This is a genomic window from Enterobacter cloacae complex sp. 309I3, from assembly GCF_050031595.1.
In the GTDB taxonomy this organism is placed as follows: Bacteria; Pseudomonadota; Gammaproteobacteria; order Enterobacterales; family Enterobacteriaceae; genus Enterobacter; species Enterobacter cloacae.
This window is the reverse complement of the sequence record NZ_JBLGWI010000001.1, coordinates 4,778,084-4,795,235: the sequence shown is the minus strand read 5'-3', so window position 1 is coordinate 4,795,235 and position 17,152 is coordinate 4,778,084. Positions and strand designations below refer to the sequence as shown.

Annotated in this window: 12 protein-coding genes, 4 tRNA genes, 3 rRNA genes and 1 riboswitch; of the genes, 15 read left to right on the top strand and 4 right to left on the bottom strand. The window is 53.0% G+C overall.

What is annotated here, in order from left to right; translation table 11 throughout:
• The first annotated feature begins 190 nt into the window (after positions 1-190).
• Positions 191-1,108: a DNA-binding transcriptional regulator OxyR gene (gene oxyR / locus ACQG22_RS22965; RefSeq protein WP_014833742.1), complete on the top strand. Its 918-nt coding sequence runs from the start codon at positions 191-193 to the stop codon at positions 1,106-1,108.
• Here the strand turns inward: oxyR and sthA are convergent.
• Positions 1,091-2,491, bottom strand: coding sequence for a Si-specific NAD(P)(+) transhydrogenase (gene sthA / locus ACQG22_RS22960; protein ID WP_014833741.1), 1,401 nt, complete (start codon positions 2,489-2,491; stop codon positions 1,091-1,093). The two genes, oxyR and sthA, sit on opposite strands and share 18 nt — an antisense overlap.
• A 196-nt stretch (positions 2,492-2,687) precedes the next feature.
• Between sthA and fabR the strand changes: the two genes are divergently transcribed.
• Both fabR and ACQG22_RS22950 read left to right on the top strand, forming a co-directional pair.
• Complete coding sequence (gene fabR, locus ACQG22_RS22955) at positions 2,688-3,326, top strand: HTH-type transcriptional repressor FabR (protein ID WP_008501784.1); 639 nt, start codon at positions 2,688-2,690, stop codon at positions 3,324-3,326.
• Between the two features lie 9 nt (positions 3,327-3,335).
• Entirely contained in the window at positions 3,336-3,695 is a 360-nt protein-coding gene (locus ACQG22_RS22950) for a YijD family membrane protein (protein WP_340347263.1), read from the top strand.
• A gap of 79 nt (positions 3,696-3,774) precedes the next feature.
• Here ACQG22_RS22950 and trmA read toward each other — a convergent pair whose 3' ends face one another.
• Positions 3,775-4,875 carry a tRNA (uridine(54)-C5)-methyltransferase TrmA gene (gene trmA / locus ACQG22_RS22945; protein ID WP_369706732.1) on the bottom strand — a complete coding sequence of 367 codons (1,101 nt, stop codon included), beginning with the start codon at positions 4,873-4,875 and terminating at the stop codon, positions 3,775-3,777.
• A 104-nt stretch (positions 4,876-4,979) separates the two neighbouring features.
• Positions 4,980-5,155: riboswitch (cobalamin riboswitch) on the top strand.
• A gap of 66 nt (positions 5,156-5,221) precedes the next feature.
• On the opposite strand from trmA, the gene btuB reads away from it, so the two are divergent.
• From btuB to ACQG22_RS22900, 9 genes are all read left to right on the top strand, one after another.
• Positions 5,222-7,075 carry a TonB-dependent vitamin B12 receptor BtuB gene (gene btuB, locus ACQG22_RS22940; RefSeq protein ID WP_020686926.1) on the top strand — a complete coding sequence of 618 codons (1,854 nt, stop codon included), beginning with the start codon at positions 5,222-5,224 and terminating at the stop codon, positions 7,073-7,075.
• Complete coding sequence (gene murI, locus ACQG22_RS22935) at positions 7,020-7,871, top strand: glutamate racemase (protein ID WP_102751775.1); 852 nt, start codon at positions 7,020-7,022, stop codon at positions 7,869-7,871. The genes btuB and murI overlap by 56 nt, the downstream gene beginning before the upstream one ends.
• Before the next feature lie 384 nt (positions 7,872-8,255).
• A 16S ribosomal RNA gene (locus tag ACQG22_RS22930) occupies positions 8,256-9,795 on the top strand.
• A gap of 70 nt (positions 9,796-9,865) precedes the next feature.
• Positions 9,866-9,942, top strand: a tRNA-Ile gene (locus ACQG22_RS22925).
• Positions 9,943-10,049: 107 nt separating this feature from the next.
• Positions 10,050-10,125, top strand: a tRNA-Ala gene (locus tag ACQG22_RS22920).
• A 171-nt stretch (positions 10,126-10,296) separates the two neighbouring features.
• Positions 10,297-13,200, top strand: a 23S ribosomal RNA gene (locus ACQG22_RS22915).
• Between the two features lie 63 nt (positions 13,201-13,263).
• Positions 13,264-13,379, top strand: a 5S ribosomal RNA gene (gene rrf, locus ACQG22_RS22910).
• Together the 16S, 23S and 5S rRNA genes with 4 tRNA genes alongside form the textbook arrangement of a ribosomal RNA operon.
• 55 nt (positions 13,380-13,434) lie before the next feature.
• Positions 13,435-13,511, top strand: a tRNA-Asp gene (locus ACQG22_RS22905).
• 53 nt (positions 13,512-13,564) lie between these two features.
• Positions 13,565-13,640, top strand: a tRNA-Trp gene (locus ACQG22_RS22900).
• 102 nt (positions 13,641-13,742) lie between these two features.
• Here ACQG22_RS22900 and hdfR read toward each other — a convergent pair.
• Positions 13,743-14,564, bottom strand: coding sequence for an HTH-type transcriptional regulator HdfR (hdfR, locus tag ACQG22_RS22895; RefSeq protein ID WP_020685959.1), 822 nt, complete (start codon positions 14,562-14,564; stop codon positions 13,743-13,745).
• Positions 14,565-14,682: 118 nt separating this feature from the next.
• On the opposite strand from hdfR, the gene ACQG22_RS22890 reads away from it, so the two are divergent.
• Positions 14,683-15,021 carry a DUF413 domain-containing protein gene (locus ACQG22_RS22890; RefSeq protein ID WP_013099290.1) on the top strand — a complete coding sequence of 113 codons (339 nt, stop codon included), beginning with the start codon at positions 14,683-14,685 and terminating at the stop codon, positions 15,019-15,021.
• A gap of 32 nt (positions 15,022-15,053) precedes the next feature.
• Here the strand turns inward: ACQG22_RS22890 and ACQG22_RS22885 are convergent, their stop codons facing one another.
• Complete coding sequence (locus tag ACQG22_RS22885) at positions 15,054-16,574, bottom strand: YifB family Mg chelatase-like AAA ATPase (protein WP_102752780.1); 1,521 nt, start codon at positions 16,572-16,574, stop codon at positions 15,054-15,056.
• Positions 16,575-16,915: 341 nt separating this feature from the next.
• Here ACQG22_RS22885 and ilvL point away from each other — a divergent pair, with 341 nt between their 5' ends.
• Both ilvL and ilvX read left to right on the top strand, forming a co-directional pair.
• A complete protein-coding gene (gene ilvL / locus ACQG22_RS22880) occupies positions 16,916-17,014 on the top strand; it encodes an ilv operon leader peptide (protein ID WP_023620831.1) in 99 nt (32 codons plus the stop codon).
• An 86-nt stretch (positions 17,015-17,100) separates the two neighbouring features.
• On the top strand, positions 17,101-17,151 hold the full coding sequence (gene ilvX, locus ACQG22_RS22875) for a peptide IlvX (protein ID WP_153908367.1): 51 nt from the start codon (positions 17,101-17,103) through the stop codon (positions 17,149-17,151).
• Position 17,152 lies beyond the last annotated feature (1 nt).

Sequence of the window (17,152 nt, the reverse complement as noted above, 5' to 3'; positions counted from 1 at the left end):
GCAAAAGTTCACGTTGGCTTTAGTTGTTCGAGTTTTGAGAGAAACTCGCTGACGGTGCGGGGACGTCAAGGGTCAAACACGTGCCGCCTCGTCTATGTGGTGTATTATTCAACAGAATGCTTGATAGGGATAATCGTTCGTTGCTATGCTATCTATCGCCATGAACTATCGTGGCGACGGAGGATGAATAATGAATATTCGTGATCTTGAATACCTGGTAGCGTTAGCCGAGCATCGCCACTTTCGCCGTGCGGCAGATTCCTGCCACGTCAGCCAGCCTACGCTGAGCGGCCAGATCCGCAAGCTGGAAGATGAGCTGGGCGTGATGCTGCTGGAGCGCACCAGTCGTAAAGTGCTGTTCACTCAGGCGGGTTTGCTGCTGGTGGATCAGGCGCGCACCGTGCTGCGCGAGGTCAAAGTGCTCAAGGAAATGGCAAGTCAGCAAGGGGAGACCATGTCCGGCCCGCTGCATATTGGCCTGATCCCAACCGTTGGTCCGTACCTTCTGCCGCACATCATTCCGATGCTGCACCAGACGTTCCCGAAACTCGAAATGTATCTGCATGAAGCGCAAACCCATCAGCTGCTGGCACAGTTAGATAGCGGCAAGCTCGACTGCGCCATTCTGGCGCTGGTAAAAGAGAGCGAAGCCTTTATCGAAGTGCCGCTGTTTGACGAGCCGATGATGCTGGCGATCTACGAAGATCACCCGTGGGCGAACCGCGATCGCGTGCCGATGGCCGATCTGGCCGGTGAAAAGCTGCTGATGCTGGAAGATGGCCACTGCCTGCGCGATCAGGCGATGGGCTTCTGTTTTGAAGCGGGTGCGGATGAAGATACCCATTTCCGCGCAACCAGCCTGGAAACGCTGCGTAATATGGTGGCGGCGGGAAGTGGTATTACGTTGCTGCCTGCGCTGGCCGTGCCGCGCGAGCGTAAACGCGACGGTGTGGTTTACCTGCCGTGCATTAAACCAGAGCCACGTCGTACTATAGGTCTGGTTTATCGTCCGGGGTCACCGCTGCGCAGCCGCTATGAGCAGCTGGCAGAGGCCATCCGTGGTGCGATGGATGGCCATTTTGACAATGCGTTAAAACAGGCGGTTTAAACCGTTCAGCGCGGCAACCCGATAGGCTTCCGCCATGGTCGGGTAGTTAAAGGTGGTGTTAACGAAGTACTCAATGGTGTTACCGCCACCTTTTTGCTCCATTATCGCCTGGCCGATATGAATGATTTCCGCCGCGCGTTCACCAAAGCAGTGAATACCGAGGATCTCTTTCGTCTCGCGATGGAACAGGATCTTCAGCGTTCCCACGCTCATGCCAACAATTTGCGCCCGCGCCAGATGTTTAAACTGGGCGCGACCCACCTCGTAAGGCACCTTCATGGAGGTCAGCTGCTGCTCGGTTTTCCCTACGGAGCTGATTTCCGGAATGGTGTAAATCCCCGTTGGAATGTCTTCGATCAGATGCGCCGTCGCTTCGCCTTTTACCAGCGCCTGCGCAGCAATGCGCCCCTGGTCATAGGCCGCGGAAGCGAGGCTCGGGTAACCAATCACGTCACCGACCGCGTAAACGTGCGGCAGGGCAGTCTGGTACATGCTGTTAACCTTCAACTGACCACGGCTGTCCGTCTCCAGACCGATGTTTTCCAGCGCCAGTGAATCGGTGTTACCGGTACGGCCGTTGGCATACAGCAGGCAGTCGGCTTTCAGCTTTTTGCCAGACTTCAGATGCATGATCACGCCGTCGTCGCAGCCTTCGATCTTCTCGTACTCTTCGTTGTGGCGAATCACCACACCGCTGTTCCAGAAGTGGTAGGAGAGCGAGTCTGACATCTCCTGATCCAGGAAAGCCAGCAGGCGGTCGCGCGTGTTAATCAGATCAACTTTGACATCCATTCCGCGGAAGATAGACGCATATTCACACCCGATCACCCCCGCGCCATAGATAATCACATGGCGTGGTTCATGGTGCAGGCTGAGGATGGAATCGCTGTCGTAAATGCGTGGGTGGGAGAAATCCACGTCTGCCGGATGATACGGGCGGGAACCACAGGCGATAACAAATTTTTCAGCGGTGAGGGTTTCAACCGAACCGTCGTGACACTCCAGCGCCAGCGTATGTTCATCCACAAAATGCGCGTTACCCTGAAGTATTTCGCAGTGATTACGCTCGTAAAAACCCTGACGCATGCGTGTCTGCTGGTTAATAACGGTATCTGCGTGATTCAGGATATCGGCAAAAGAGGAACGAAGAAGTCGGGAGTGGTCGCTGTAAAGAGGGTTCTGGTTAAATTCAATAATGCGGCTAACGGCGTGGCGGAGGGCTTTGGAAGGGATGGTGCCCCAGTGGGTGCAACCGCCGCCAACATTATGGTAGCGCTCAATGACCGCTACTCTGGCTCCCTGTTTTACCAGACCCATAGCAGCGCCTTCGCCGCCGGGGCCGGAACCAATAACTATTGCGTCGTAATCGTAGGAATGTGGCATGGCAAGGCTTACCTGTTCTTATACATAAAAGCAACAGAATCATAACATCATTGCCAGGGTAACCCAATTATCGTTGTGCTTTTTTCCGGCAGTGGAGCACAAAGCGCGCGTAAACAATCATTCACAAAGCCAGGTAAACAGATTAATTTTATTCTCTGGTATAGTGCCATCAGACCTTTGGAAGGATTCAACTATCGTGATGGGCGTAAGAGCACAACAAAAAGAGAAAACCCGGCGTTCGCTGGTGGAAGCTGCATTCAGTCAACTGAGTGCTGAGCGGAGTTTTGCCAGTTTGAGCCTGCGTGAAGTCGCACGCGAGGCCGGGATTGCGCCAACGTCCTTCTATCGCCATTTCCGTGATGTGGATGAACTGGGTCTGACCATGGTCGACGAGAGTGGGCTCATGCTGCGCCAGTTGATGCGCCAGGCGCGGCAGCGTATCGCGAAAGGCGGTAGCGTTATCCGTACCTCCGTGTCGACCTTTATGGAATTTATCGGCAATAACCCCAACGCGTTTCGCCTGTTGCTGCGCGAGCGTTCAGGGACGTCAGCGGCATTTCGTGCCGCTGTCGCGCGTGAAATTCAGCATTTCATTGCGGAACTTGCCGACTATCTTGAACTCGAAAACCATATGCCGCGTGCGTTCACCGAAGCACAGGCTGAAGCAATGGTGACGATTGTTTTCAGTGCAGGTGCCGAAGCGCTGGATGTCAGCATTGAACAACGTAAGCAACTCGAAGAGCGACTGGTATTGCAGCTCAGGATGATCTCCAAAGGTGCGTACTACTGGTATCGCCGTGAACAAGAGAAACTGGCACATCAAACCGAAGAGTGAAGGTGAGTAATGAAACAGTCAGGTCAGGATAAAGGGACGCTGTTGCTGGCATTGATCGCTGGCTTATCCATTAATGGTACGTTTGCCGCTATTTTTAGCTCCATCGTACCCTTCTCGATTTTCCCGCTTATCGCCCTGGTGCTGACGGTTTACTGCCTGCACCAGCGTTATCTGAACCGCACCATGCCGGTGGGGTTACCGGGTCTGGCCGCTGCCTGCTTTATTCTGGGTGTGTTGCTGTACAGCACGGTGGTGCGCGCAGAGTACCCGGATATCGGCTCTAACTTCTTCCCTGCTGTTCTGTCTGTGGCGCTGGTGTTCTGGATTGGCTCTCGCATGCGCAGCCGCAATAGCCAGTTGCCAGAGTAAGGAATTATTTGTAGGGCAGGTAAGCGAAGCGCCACCTGCCAAAAACGCCGGATGGCGCTACGCTTATCCGGCCTACAGATCACCGTGCGGTAAGTAAAACACCGCACTCCATATGGTGCGTATACGGGAACTGATCGAACAGCGCCAGACGTTCAACCTTGTGCGTCTGGCTTAATGTTTCCAGGTTTTTGCACAGCGTTTCCGGGTTACAGGAAATGTACAAAATACGCGGGTATGCCTGCACCATCTTCTCGGTTTCGCTGTCCAGGCCACTGCGCGGCGGATCGACAAAAATCGTCTCGCACTGATAGCCCTTCAGATCGATCGCCTCAAGACGGTTAAATTCGCGCACGCCGTTCATGGCCTGCGTAAACTCTTCTGCTGCCATACGAATAATCTGCACGTTGTCGATATGGTTGGCGGCAATGTTGTACTGCGCGGCCGCAACGGACGGTTTGGCAATTTCCGTTGCCAGTACGCGCTCGAAATTGCGCGCCAGTGCCAGCGAGAAGTTGCCATTCCCACAGTACAGCTCAAGCAGATCGCCCTTTGACCCTTCGGTCGCTTTCAGCGCCCACTCCAGCATTTGCACGTTCATCGCCGCGTTAGGTTGGGTGAAGCTGTTCTCTACCTGACGGTAAACCATCTCTTTTCCTGCCACCGACAGGCGCTCATCGATGTAATCCTGATCCAGCATGATTTTGGTTTTTGTCGCGCGGCCAATCAGGTGAACGTTGATGTTTTGCGCCCGTAGCGCATCGCGCAGCGCTTCTGCCTGCTCGCGCCACTCGTCGTTAAGCGCCTTGTGGTACAGCAGAGAGACAATGGCCTGATTGCTTTGGGTGGTCAGGTAGTCAATCTGGAACAGCTTATGGCGCAGCACCGGGTTGTTGCGCACACCGTCAATCATCAAAGTCATGAGCTGGTTAATCAGCTCACTCGCCGCCGGGAAGCTGTTAACCCGGATACGGGATTTAGTCTGCTGATCGAAAATGATGTGATACAGGTCGTCGCCATCGTGCCAGATGCGGAACTCGGCGCGCATACGGTAGTGGCTGACGGGGGAACGGAACACCTCAGGAACGGGCGCGTTGAAAGGCGTCATCATACTTTGCAGGCGGACAACTTTCTCTGCCAGCTGTGCGTCGTACTGTTCTGTCGGGAGGTGTTCGGGGGTCATGATGCGTCCTGAGTGATAAAGAATTACGCGGGGATTGTAGGGATTGTGCAGTGGATGTCCAGATTTAATGGCTAATAGCTATCTGGACATCTATACGTGTCTAATTGTAGCATTCTGTTTCCGGTCTCCTGAGAGTGAAAAGGGAATCCAGTGTAAATCTGGAGCTGACGCGCAGCGGTAAAGACTGGCGGGATGAGAGTTGCAGACACTGTGAAAATGGGAAGTCTTCATCCACAAAACGCCACCCAGCCCGAAGACCTGCCGGGATCACGTCGCATTTGGTTTCATCATCGCGTGCTATAGATGAGGCCTGCGGCATCCTTCTTATATTGTGGATGCTTTAACAATGATTAAAAAAGTATCGCTGTTAACGGCGTTGTCCGTTACGGCATTTTCGGGCTGGGCGCAGGATAGCGCTGACTCGTTGGTGGTGACAGCAAATCGTTTTGAACAACCGGCAAAAACAGTTCTGGCACCGACGTCCGTGGTGACGCGTGAAGATATTGAGCGCTGGCAGGCAAAGAGCGTTGTGGAGATTATGTCACGTCTGCCGGGCGTAGATATCGCGCAAAGCGGTGGCCTGGGTGCCACCTCTTCTACCTTTATTCGCGGCACTGAATCCCGTCATGTTCTGGTCCTGATTGACGGCGTACCGTTGAACAGCGCCGGGATTAGCAACGTTCCCGATCTGAGCCAAATCCCAACCTCGCTGATTCAGCGAATCGAATACGTCCGTGGCCCGCGTTCTGCGCTGTATGGCTCCGACGCGATTGGCGGCGTGATTAACATCATCACCGGGCGTGATAAGCCGGGTGCGGAAATCTCAGCGGGCGTCGGCTCTAAGGGCTACCAGACCTATGATGGCGCTTTCCAGCAGGTGCTGAATAAAACCAAAATCACTATGGCGGGTAACTACACCTATACCCGCGGCTTTGATATTGCTGCCCAGGATGCGCCGCGCCAGCCTGACCGCGATGGTTTTATGAGTAAATCGCTGTACGGCTCCGTGGAACAGCAAATTACCGACAGCGTGAGCGGGTTCTTCCGTGGCTTTGGTTATGACAACCGCACCGCGTATGACGGTTACGATCATTACGACGCCAATTTTATGGTGGATGGACGACCTGATACTCGCCAGCTTTACAGCCAGAACTGGGATACCGGTTTGCGTTACAGCCAGGGGATTTTCCAGTCACAACTGGTGGCGGGTTACGGCCGCAGTAAAGATCAGAACTATGATCCGAAGAAAGGGCGCTACGCTGATTCCGCAACCATGGATGACGTGAAGCAGTACACCACCCAATGGCTCAACACTATAGAAGTTGGCCATGGCAATATCGGTGCAGGCCTGGACTGGCAAAAGCAGAAGACGCAGGCCGGGACCGGTTACCTGGAAAAAGGTTACGAGCAACGTAATACCGGTGTGTTCGCGTCTGCGATGCAGCAGTTCAACAGCGTGACGCTGGAAGCGGCGGCGCGTAATGACGACAACTCCAACTTTGGCAACCATGGCACGTGGCAAACCAGCGCAGCGTGGGAGTTTGTGGATGGCTATCGCGTGATTGCCTCCTACGGCACCGCTTTTAAAGCACCGACGATGAGCCAGATCCACAGCGCTTCTTACGGCAATCCGGACCTTAAACCGGAGGAGAGTAAACAGTGGGAAGGGGGCTTTGAAGGCCTGACGGGACCGGTCAACTGGCGTATCACCGGTTATCGTAATGATATTGATAACCTGATCAGCAGCGATCCGCATACGTATCGGTACTACAACGTTGACGAAGCGCGTATTAAAGGTGTGGAAGCGACGGCACAGTTCGAAACTGGACCGGTTGGACACCAGATCTCCTATGATTATGTTGACCCGCGTAACGCCAAAACTCATGAAGTGCTGGCCCGCCGTTCTAAGCAGCAGGTTAAGTATCAGCTTGACTGGCAGGTATGGGATCTCGACTGGAACCTCGCTTACCGTTACCTCGGCACCCGCTATGATGTCGCAATCGATCCAGACACGTATGCGTCAGAACGCGTGAAAATGGGCGGGGTAAGCCTGTGGGATGTCGCAGTTTCATATCCTGTCACCTCTCACCTTACAGTTCGTGGTAAAATAGCCAACCTGTTCGATAAAGATTACGAGACAGTTTATGGCTACCAAACTGCAGGACGGGAATACACCTTGTCTGGCAGCTACACCTTCTAATTCGCGTCCCACCGTGCTGGTATTTGATTCCGGCGTCGGTGGGCTTTCGGTCTATGATGAGATTCGGCATCTCCTGCCGGATCTCCATTATATCTACGCCTTCGATAACGTCGCTTTCCCTTATGGGGAGAAGAGCGAGGACTTTATTGTTGAGCGTGTCGTTGAAATCGTCACCGCGGTACAGCAGCGTTATCCCCTTGCGCTGGCGGTCATCGCCTGTAATACGGCAAGCACGGTATCGCTGCCAGCCTTGCGCGCAAAATTTCAGTTCCCGGTTGTGGGCGTGGTTCCCGCAATAAAGCCTGCTGCGCGCCTGACTGCGAATGGTATTGTGGGTCTGCTGGCTACGCGCGGCACGGTGAAGCGTCCTTATACGCGTGAATTGATCGATCGTTTTGCCAATGAATGTCAGATCGCGATGCTCGGTTCGGCAGAGCTGGTGGAGATGGCTGAAGCGAAGCTGCATGGAAAGACGGTGCCACTTGAGGAGCTGCGTCGTATTCTTCGCCCGTGGCTGCGTATGCCGGAACCGCCGGATACCGTCGTTCTGGGCTGCACTCATTTCCCGCTCTTACAGGAAGAATTGTTAGAAGTACTGCCGGAGGGGACGCGTCTGGTGGATTCCGGTGCGGCTATTGCCCGTCGTACTGCCTGGCTGCTGGAACATGAAGCGCCGGATGCCAAATCTGCCGATGCGAATATCGCTTTTTGTATGGCACTAACAAACGAGACTGAACAACTTTTACCCGTTTTGCGCCGTTATGGGTTTGAAACGCTCGAAAAACTCGCGCTGTAGCACGGTTTTGAGCAAAAAAGAGACGGTTGAACGTTTTTTTTTAAAGAGGGGTTGTCAACGTCTGAGAACTCCCTATAATGCGCCTCCACTGACACGGAACAACGGCTTGCAAGCCGCCGGGTTAGCGGGGTTCAGAGATGAATGCCGACAGAGAAAAGTGAAAATAATCACTTGACTCTGAATGAGGAAAACGTATTATACGGGACCTCGCAACGGTGAGCGAAAGCCGCGTTGCACTGCTCTTTAACAATTTATCAGACAATCTGTGTGGGCACTCAAAGTGACATGGATTCTTAACGTCCTCGGACGAAAAATGAATACCAAGTCTCAACGAGTGAACACGTAATTCATTACGAAGTTTAATTCATTGAGCATCAAACTTTTAAATTGAAGAGTTTGATCATGGCTCAGATTGAACGCTGGCGGCAGGCCTAACACATGCAAGTCGAACGGTAACACAGAGAGCTTGCTCTCGGGTGACGAGTGGCGGACGGGTGAGTAATGTCTGGGAAACTGCCTGATGGAGGGGGATAACTACTGGAAACGGTAGCTAATACCGCATAATGTCGCAAGACCAAAGAGGGGGACCTTCGGGCCTCTTGCCATCAGATGTGCCCAGATGGGATTAGCTAGTAGGTGGGGTAACGGCTCACCTAGGCGACGATCCCTAGCTGGTCTGAGAGGATGACCAGCCACACTGGAACTGAGACACGGTCCAGACTCCTACGGGAGGCAGCAGTGGGGAATATTGCACAATGGGCGCAAGCCTGATGCAGCCATGCCGCGTGTATGAAGAAGGCCTTCGGGTTGTAAAGTACTTTCAGCGGGGAGGAAGGTGTTGTGGTTAATAACCGCAGCAATTGACGTTACCCGCAGAAGAAGCACCGGCTAACTCCGTGCCAGCAGCCGCGGTAATACGGAGGGTGCAAGCGTTAATCGGAATTACTGGGCGTAAAGCGCACGCAGGCGGTCTGTCAAGTCGGATGTGAAATCCCCGGGCTCAACCTGGGAACTGCATTCGAAACTGGCAGGCTGGAGTCTTGTAGAGGGGGGTAGAATTCCAGGTGTAGCGGTGAAATGCGTAGAGATCTGGAGGAATACCGGTGGCGAAGGCGGCCCCCTGGACAAAGACTGACGCTCAGGTGCGAAAGCGTGGGGAGCAAACAGGATTAGATACCCTGGTAGTCCACGCCGTAAACGATGTCGATTTGGAGGTTGTGCCCTTGAGGCGTGGCTTCCGGAGCTAACGCGTTAAATCGACCGCCTGGGGAGTACGGCCGCAAGGTTAAAACTCAAATGAATTGACGGGGGCCCGCACAAGCGGTGGAGCATGTGGTTTAATTCGATGCAACGCGAAGAACCTTACCTGGTCTTGACATCCACAGAACTTTCCAGAGATGGATTGGTGCCTTCGGGAACTGTGAGACAGGTGCTGCATGGCTGTCGTCAGCTCGTGTTGTGAAATGTTGGGTTAAGTCCCGCAACGAGCGCAACCCTTATCCTTTGTTGCCAGCGGTCCGGCCGGGAACTCAAAGGAGACTGCCAGTGATAAACTGGAGGAAGGTGGGGATGACGTCAAGTCATCATGGCCCTTACGACCAGGGCTACACACGTGCTACAATGGCGCATACAAAGAGAAGCGACCTCGCGAGAGCAAGCGGACCTCATAAAGTGCGTCGTAGTCCGGATTGGAGTCTGCAACTCGACTCCATGAAGTCGGAATCGCTAGTAATCGTAGATCAGAATGCTACGGTGAATACGTTCCCGGGCCTTGTACACACCGCCCGTCACACCATGGGAGTGGGTTGCAAAAGAAGTAGGTAGCTTAACCTTCGGGAGGGCGCTTACCACTTTGTGATTCATGACTGGGGTGAAGTCGTAACAAGGTAACCGTAGGGGAACCTGCGGTTGGATCACCTCCTTACCTTAAAGAACCTGCCTTTGCAGTGCTCACACAGATTGTCTGATGAAAAACAGCAGTAAAAAACCTCTACAGGCTTGTAGCTCAGGTGGTTAGAGCGCACCCCTGATAAGGGTGAGGTCGGTGGTTCAAGTCCACTCAGGCCTACCAAATTTTCCCTGATACTGCGTTGCGGCAACGCTCACATACTGATGTATGCGTCGCGTTACCACGCCTTGTCTCAGGAAAAATTACCGGTACAGAGGTTTGCAAACGATGGGGCTATAGCTCAGCTGGGAGAGCGCCTGCTTTGCACGCAGGAGGTCTGCGGTTCGATCCCGCATAGCTCCACCATCTTTTACTGCGAACACTAGAAAACTTCAGAGTGAACCTGAAAAGGTGCACTGCGAAGTTTTGCTCTTTAAAAATCTGGATCAAGCTGAAAATTGAAACGACACATCTTTAATGATGTGTTCGAGTCTCTCAAATTTTCGCAATCAGAAGTGAAACATCTTCGGGTTGTGAGGTTAAGCGACTAAGCGTACACGGTGGATGCCCTGGCAGTCAGAGGCGATGAAGGACGTGCTAATCTGCGAAAAGCGCCGGCGAGGTGATATGAACCCTTGACCCGGCGATGTCCGAATGGGGAAACCCAGTGTGATTCGTCACACTATCGTTAACTGAATACATAGGTTAACGAGGCGAACCGGGGGAACTGAAACATCTAAGTACCCCGAGGAAAAGAAATCAACCGAGATTCCCCCAGTAGCGGCGAGCGAACGGGGAGCAGCCCAGAGTCTGAATCAGCTTGTGTGTTAGTGGAAGCGTCTGGAAAGTCGCACGGTACAGGGTGAAAGTCCCGTACACGAAAATGCACAGGCTGTGAACTCGAAGAGTAGGGCGGGACACGTGGTATCCTGTCTGAATATGGGGGGACCATCCTCCAAGGCTAAATACTCCTGACTGACCGATAGTGAACCAGTACCGTGAGGGAAAGGCGAAAAGAACCCCGGCGAGGGGAGTGAAAAAGAACCTGAAACCGTGTACGTACAAGCAGTGGGAGCACCTTCGGGTGTGACTGCGTACCTTTTGTATAATGGGTCAGCGACTTATATTCTGTAGCAAGGTTAACCGTATAGGGGAGCCGAAGGGAAACCGAGTCTTAACTGGGCGTTAAGTTGCAGGGTATAGACCCGAAACCCGGTGATCTAGCCATGGGCAGGTTGAAGGTTGGGTAACACTAACTGGAGGACCGAACCGACTAATGTTGAAAAATTAGCGGATGACCTGTGGCTGGGGGTGAAAGGCCAATCAAACCGGGAGATAGCTGGTTCTCCCCGAAAGCTATTTAGGTAGCGCCTCGTGAACTCATCTTCGGGGGTAGAGCACTGTTTCGGCTAGGGGGCCATCCCGGCTTACCAACCCGATGCAAACTACGAATACCGAAGAATGTTATCACGGGAGACACACGGCGGGTGCTAACGTCCGTCGTGAAGAGGGAAACAACCCAGACCGCCAGCTAAGGTCCCAAAGTCATGGTTAAGTGGGAAACGATGTGGGAAGGCCCAGACAGCCAGGATGTTGGCTTAGAAGCAGCCATCATTTAAAGAAAGCGTAATAGCTCACTGGTCGAGTCGGCCTGCGCGGAAGATGTAACGGGGCTAAACCATGCACCGAAGCTGCGGCAGCGACGCTTATGCGTTGTTGGGTAGGGGAGCGTTCTGTAAGCCGTTGAAGGTGGCCTGTGAGGGTTGCTGGAGGTATCAGAAGTGCGAATGCTGACATAAGTAACGATAAAGCGGGTGAAAAGCCCGCTCGCCGGAAGACCAAGGGTTCCTGTCCAACGTTAATCGGGGCAGGGTGAGTCGACCCCTAAGGCGAGGCCGAAAGGCGTAGTCGATGGGAAACAGGTTAATATTCCTGTACTTGGTGTTACTGCGAAGGGGGGACGGAGAAGGCTATGTTAGCCGGGCGACGGTTGTCCCGGTTTAAGCATGTAGGCGGAGGTTCCAGGTAAATCCGGTACCTTTTAACGCTGAGGTGTGATGACGAGGCACTACGGTGCTGAAGTAACAAATGCCCTGCTTCCAGGAAAAGCCTCTAAGCATCAGGTAACACGAAATCGTACCCCAAACCGACACAGGTGGTCAGGTAGAGAATACCAAGGCGCTTGAGAGAACTCGGGTGAAGGAACTAGGCAAAATGGTGCCGTAACTTCGGGAGAAGGCACGCTGATATGTAGGTGAAGCCCCTGCGGGTGGAGCTGAAATCAGTCGAAGATACCAGCTGGCTGCAACTGTTTATTAAAAACACAGCACTGTGCAAACACGAAAGTGGACGTATACGGTGTGACGCCTGCCCGGTGCCGGAAGGTTAATTGATGGGGTTAGCGGCAACGCGAAGCTCTTGATCGAAGCCCCGGTAAACGGCGGCCGTAACTATAACGGTCCTAAGGTAGCGAAATTCCTTGTCGGGTAAGTTCCGACCTGCACGAATGGCGTAATGATGGCCAGGCTGTCTCCACCCGAGACTCAGTGAAATTGAACTCGCTGTGAAGATGCAGTGTACCCGCGGCAAGACGGAAAGACCCCGTGAACCTTTACTATAGCTTGACACTGAACACTGGTCCTTGATGTGTAGGATAGGTGGGAGGCTTTGAAGCGTGGACGCCAGTCTGCGTGGAGCCGTCCTTGAAATACCACCCTTTAATGGCTGGTGTTCTAACGTAGACCCGTGATCCGGGTTGCGGACAGTGTCTGGTGGGTAGTTTGACTGGGGCGGTCTCCTCCCAAAGAGTAACGGAGGAGCACGAAGGTTAGCTAATCCTGGTCGGACATCAGGAGGTTAGTGCAATGGCATAAGCTAGCTTGACTGCGAGAGTGACGGCTCGAGCAGGTGCGAAAGCAGGTCATAGTGATCCGGTGGTTCTGAATGGAAGGGCCATCGCTCAACGGATAAAAGGTACTCCGGGGATAACAGGCTGATACCGCCCAAGAGTTCATATCGACGGCGGTGTTTGGCACCTCGATGTCGGCTCATCACATCCTGGGGCTGAAGTAGGTCCCAAGGGTATGGCTGTTCGCCATTTAAAGTGGTACGCGAGCTGGGTTTAGAACGTCGTGAGACAGTTCGGTCCCTATCTGCCGTGGGCGCTGGAGAATTGAGGGGGGCTGCTCCTAGTACGAGAGGACCGGAGTGGACGCATCACTGGTGTTCGGGTTGTCATGCCAATGGCACTGCCCGGTAGCTAAATGCGGAAGAGATAAGTGCTGAAAGCATCTAAGCACGAAACTTGCCCCGAGATGAGTTCTCCCTGAGACTTAAAGTCTCCTGAAGGAACGTTGAAGACGACGACGTTGATAGGTCGGGTGTGTAAGCGCAGCGATGCGTTGAGCTAACCGATACTAATGAACCGTGAGGCTTAACCTTACAACGCCGAAGATGTTTTGGCGAAGAGACGATTTTCAGCCTGATACAGATTAACAGAATTTGCCTGGCGGCTTTAGCGCGGTGGTCCCACCTGACCCCATGCCGAACTCAGAAGTGAAACGCCGTAGCGCCGATGGTAGTGTGGGGTCTCCCCATGTGAGAGTAGGGAACTGCCAGGCATCAAATTAAGTAGTAAGCCGGTGCATCAATCCGGTGGTTACAGCAGTCTTCGGTGGAGCGGTAGTTCAGTCGGTTAGAATACCTGCCTGTCACGCAGGGGGTCGCGGGTTCGAGTCCCGTCCGTTCCGCCACTTATTAAGACATTAAGCCTGCCTTATCGGCAGGCTTAATGGCAAAAAACTTTAGGGGCGTAGCTCAGTTGGTAGAGCACCGGTCTCCAAAACCGGGTGTCGCGAGTTCGAGTCTCTCCGCCCCTGCCATATAGAATCCTTTGCTTCGGCAAAGGATTTTTTTTGCCTTCAACATGGCCAAAATCCCTTCCTAATCAAAAACTGCAGCCAGCTATTATGCTGGCTGGTCAATCATTCCATAATATTGATTTTTAATAGATCTTTTATCTGCGATTGCTTATCGCTGTTCTGCAGCCAGATTGCATACAGCGGCCTGGAAAGCGTAGTGGAATCCAGTACGGTATGGAGTCCCGGTTTACTGTCTGCCCAGCAAACGGGTAACCACGTGCAGCCCTTTAGCAAGGAAAGCTGTTGGCAGGCGATCTCCGCTGAGCTGGTTGTTAGCTGTGGAACATCGTCAGGGGCGATCAAACCGGTTTCATGCTGTTGAAAATCGGGGCCCCATTCAAGCCGCAGATAGGTTAGATCGGACTTCATCATCGCAGGCTCAGAAGCATACAGAGCCAGACCAAACTGCCCAACAATCTGGCTGCTAAATTCGTCCATCTTGGGGGCTTCAGTGGTGATCAGCAGATCAAGCTGGCGCTCGTGAAGTTGCTTAACCAGCGACTGCCGTTGCGCAATTCTGGCCTCAAATTGCAAATGCCCATGCGAATGGTATAACCGCGAAAGCCACTGACTGAGCATACATTCCCACAGGGAGGCGCTGGCCCCGATCGAGAACTCATTGTGCCTGGACGTATGAGCCACCTCTTTACGGGCCGCCTGCCAGGTATTCATCAACGTTTCTGCATACGGGAGCAGTTTCTCACCGGCCGGCGTTAAGCGGATATTGTTGCGGTGGCGGGTAAATAGATTCACACCCAATTGATTTTCCAGCTGTCGAATACGAAAACTGACCGCTGACTGCGTCAGATAGAGGGCTTCAGCTGCTCGCCCGAAGTGGCGTGTCCTGCTCACTTCAAGGAAAGTTTTTAGCAATTCCGTATCCACATCTTTCTCCACAAAATTATTTGTCGTTATGATTTAAATGTTTTGTTTTACACTCTGTCAAGCGTAACTAATACTCCGCGCCATAAATAGCTCGGCCAAAGAATTAGGAGCGTGTAGGATGGCGGAAAGCTTTACGACGACTAATCGTTTTTTCGACAATAAAAATTATCCACGCGGGTTCTCTCGTCACGGCGATTTCACCATCAAAGAGGCGCAATTGCTTGAGCGTCATGGTTATGCCTTTAACGAGCTGGATCTGGGTAAACGTGAGCCTGCGACTGAAGACGAAAAACAGTTTGTTGCTGTTTGTCGCGGTGAGCGTGAGCCGCAGTCTGAAGCAGAACGTGTATGGATCAAGTACATGGCACGCATCAAGCGTCCAAAGCGTTTCCATACGCTGTCTGGCGGTAAGCCGCAGATGGAAGGTGCTGAAGACTACACCGAGTCTGACGACTAAGTTGATGAGAAAAGGAGCTTCGGCTCCTTTTTTTATGCCAGTAATTTTTGCAGGTGCAGCAACAACCGATCTATGGCGCGATAGCTCAGCGCTTCCTGCAGATGGTGTTTTTCAATCTCTGGGTCTCCTTCCACATCGGCAATAGTGCGAGCCACTTTCAGCAGGCGCTGCCATGCACGGATCGAGAGCCCAAATCGCGTCAATGTCTCTTCAAGCCAGCAGGCATCCTCAGCCTTAAGATGGCAAAACTGCCGAATCTCAGCATTATCCAGACGCGCATTCAGCTTATGTTGACGAGCGTACTGTCGGGCCTGTGAGGCGATAACCCGTTCGCGAACCTTCGCTGTGCTCTCACCGCGTATCGTTGTCTGGCTGAGCAAACCAGGGGGCGGTAATGGGATCTCCAGGGATAAATCAAAACGATCGAGGAAAGGGCCTGACAGCTTCCCCAGATAGCGCAGCGTCTGCTCAGGCGTGCAGCGATTATGATTTCCCTGATAATGGCCTGATGGGCTGGGGTTCATGGCGGCAACCAGCTGGAACTGTGCCGGGTAGCTTATTTTGGCGCGCGTGCGGGAGATATGGATCTCGCCAGATTCGATAGGTTCCCGCAGGGCATCCAGTACGCGGCGTTCAAACTCAGGCAGTTCATCAAGGAACAGGATGCCATTGTGTGCCAGCGAGATCTCTCCCGGCCCCGGAATGGAGCCCCCTCCGACCATGGCCGTCAGGGAGGCACTGTGATGGGGAGAGCGAAAAGGGCGTCGTCGCCACTGTTTTTGCAATGATGCAGAGCTCACCAGGCTAAATATCGCTGCGCTTTCAAGTGCCTCATGATTATTGAGTGGTGGCAATAACCCATTCAGCCTGCTCGCCAGCATGGTTTTCCCTGTTCCCGGCGGGCCAATCAGCAACAGGTTATGTCCTCCGGCTGCGGTGATCTCCAGTGCCCGCTTCCCCTGCTCCTGCCCGATAATATCGCTGAGGTCGTCCGGGCTTTCAGGCAGGATATCTCCGGTTTCCTCTGGCTCGGAGAGCGTATGTCGGCCTTCAAGGTGCGCGCAGACTTCCTGCAAATGCCCCGCGACCAGGCACCCTTTCTCGGCAATCAGGCTCACTTCTGAGGCATTTTCATTGGCTACAATAATTTGTCGACCAGCATGAATGGCTTCCAGCGCACCAGAGATGGCGCCAGGAACGCCTCTTAACGCGCCTGTAAGCGCCAGTTCGCCAATGAACTCGTACGAGCCTAGCCTCGCTGTGTTGAGCTGCTCAGAGGCTGCGAGAAGCGCAATAGCGATAGGTAAATCGTATCGTCCGCCCTCCTTGGGCAGATCCGCGGGGGCAAGATTGATCGTAATCTTCTTTGCGGGGAAGGTATAACCGCTATTGATAATTGCGCTGCGAACCCGATCTCTGGCTTCTTTGACCGTGGTTTCTGGCAAGCCGACAAGCGTTAGCCCAGGGAGCCCATTACTCAGATGAACCTCCACAGAAATAAGCGGTGCCTTTACTCCGATAGCCGCGCGCGTGTAAACAACTGACAGTGACATAAGCACCTCCTCAGTGAGTCACTATGTCAGTATTGATTTTGCCTGTTGAGCGTCAGTTGGCTGATTTACGACGCTCATTCCTGCTTTTTAGCGACATAGTGTAACTATTTCACTCATTCGGAAGCTATCTCGCAAAGAGAAGGACGGAACGTTGCAGAGCGCTAAAACACGCCAAAAAAATGAAAAATATTCACTCTCTAATTTCCTTATATAAAACAAAGCTTTTCAGGAATATGATTTGCCTGCTAATCAAATCCGTCATAAATAAATCTTGTGTTTGGTTTGATAACTGTGATAACTCTTTAGGCATTCCTTCGAACAAGATGCACAAAGAACTGAAAATGACAGCCCTTCTACTAGTGATTAGCCTGGTCGTGATTAGCGTGGTGGTGATTATTATCCCACCGTGCGGGGCTGCACTTGGACGAGGAAAGGCTTAGAAATCAAGCCTTAACGAACTAAGACCCCCGCACCGAAAGGTCCGGGGGTTTTTTTATGACTAAAAAACTTAAACGAGGAGCAGAGAATGATAAATAGCACAAAATTCTGTTTCTCCCGATTTATGACGGGGAACTAAC

Coding starts and splice junctions, on each gene's coding strand:
- oxyR (WP_014833742.1), top strand. CDS start 191: ATGAATATTCGTGATCTTGAATACCTGGTAGCGTTAGCCGAGCATCGC.
- ACQG22_RS22950 (WP_340347263.1), top strand. CDS start 3,336: ATGAAACAGTCAGGTCAGGATAAAGGGACGCTGTTGCTGGCATTGATC.
- ACQG22_RS22885 (WP_102752780.1), bottom strand. CDS start 16,574: ATGTCACTGTCAGTTGTTTACACGCGCGCGGCTATCGGAGTAAAGGCA.
- murI (WP_102751775.1), top strand. CDS start 7,020: ATGGCTACCAAACTGCAGGACGGGAATACACCTTGTCTGGCAGCTACA.
- ACQG22_RS22890 (WP_013099290.1), top strand. CDS start 14,683: ATGGCGGAAAGCTTTACGACGACTAATCGTTTTTTCGACAATAAAAAT.
- sthA (WP_014833741.1), bottom strand. CDS start 2,491: ATGCCACATTCCTACGATTACGACGCAATAGTTATTGGTTCCGGCCCC.
- ilvL (WP_023620831.1), top strand. CDS start 16,916: ATGACAGCCCTTCTACTAGTGATTAGCCTGGTCGTGATTAGCGTGGTG.
- btuB (WP_020686926.1), top strand. CDS start 5,222: ATGATTAAAAAAGTATCGCTGTTAACGGCGTTGTCCGTTACGGCATTT.
- trmA (WP_369706732.1), bottom strand. CDS start 4,875: ATGACCCCCGAACACCTCCCGACAGAACAGTACGACGCACAGCTGGCA.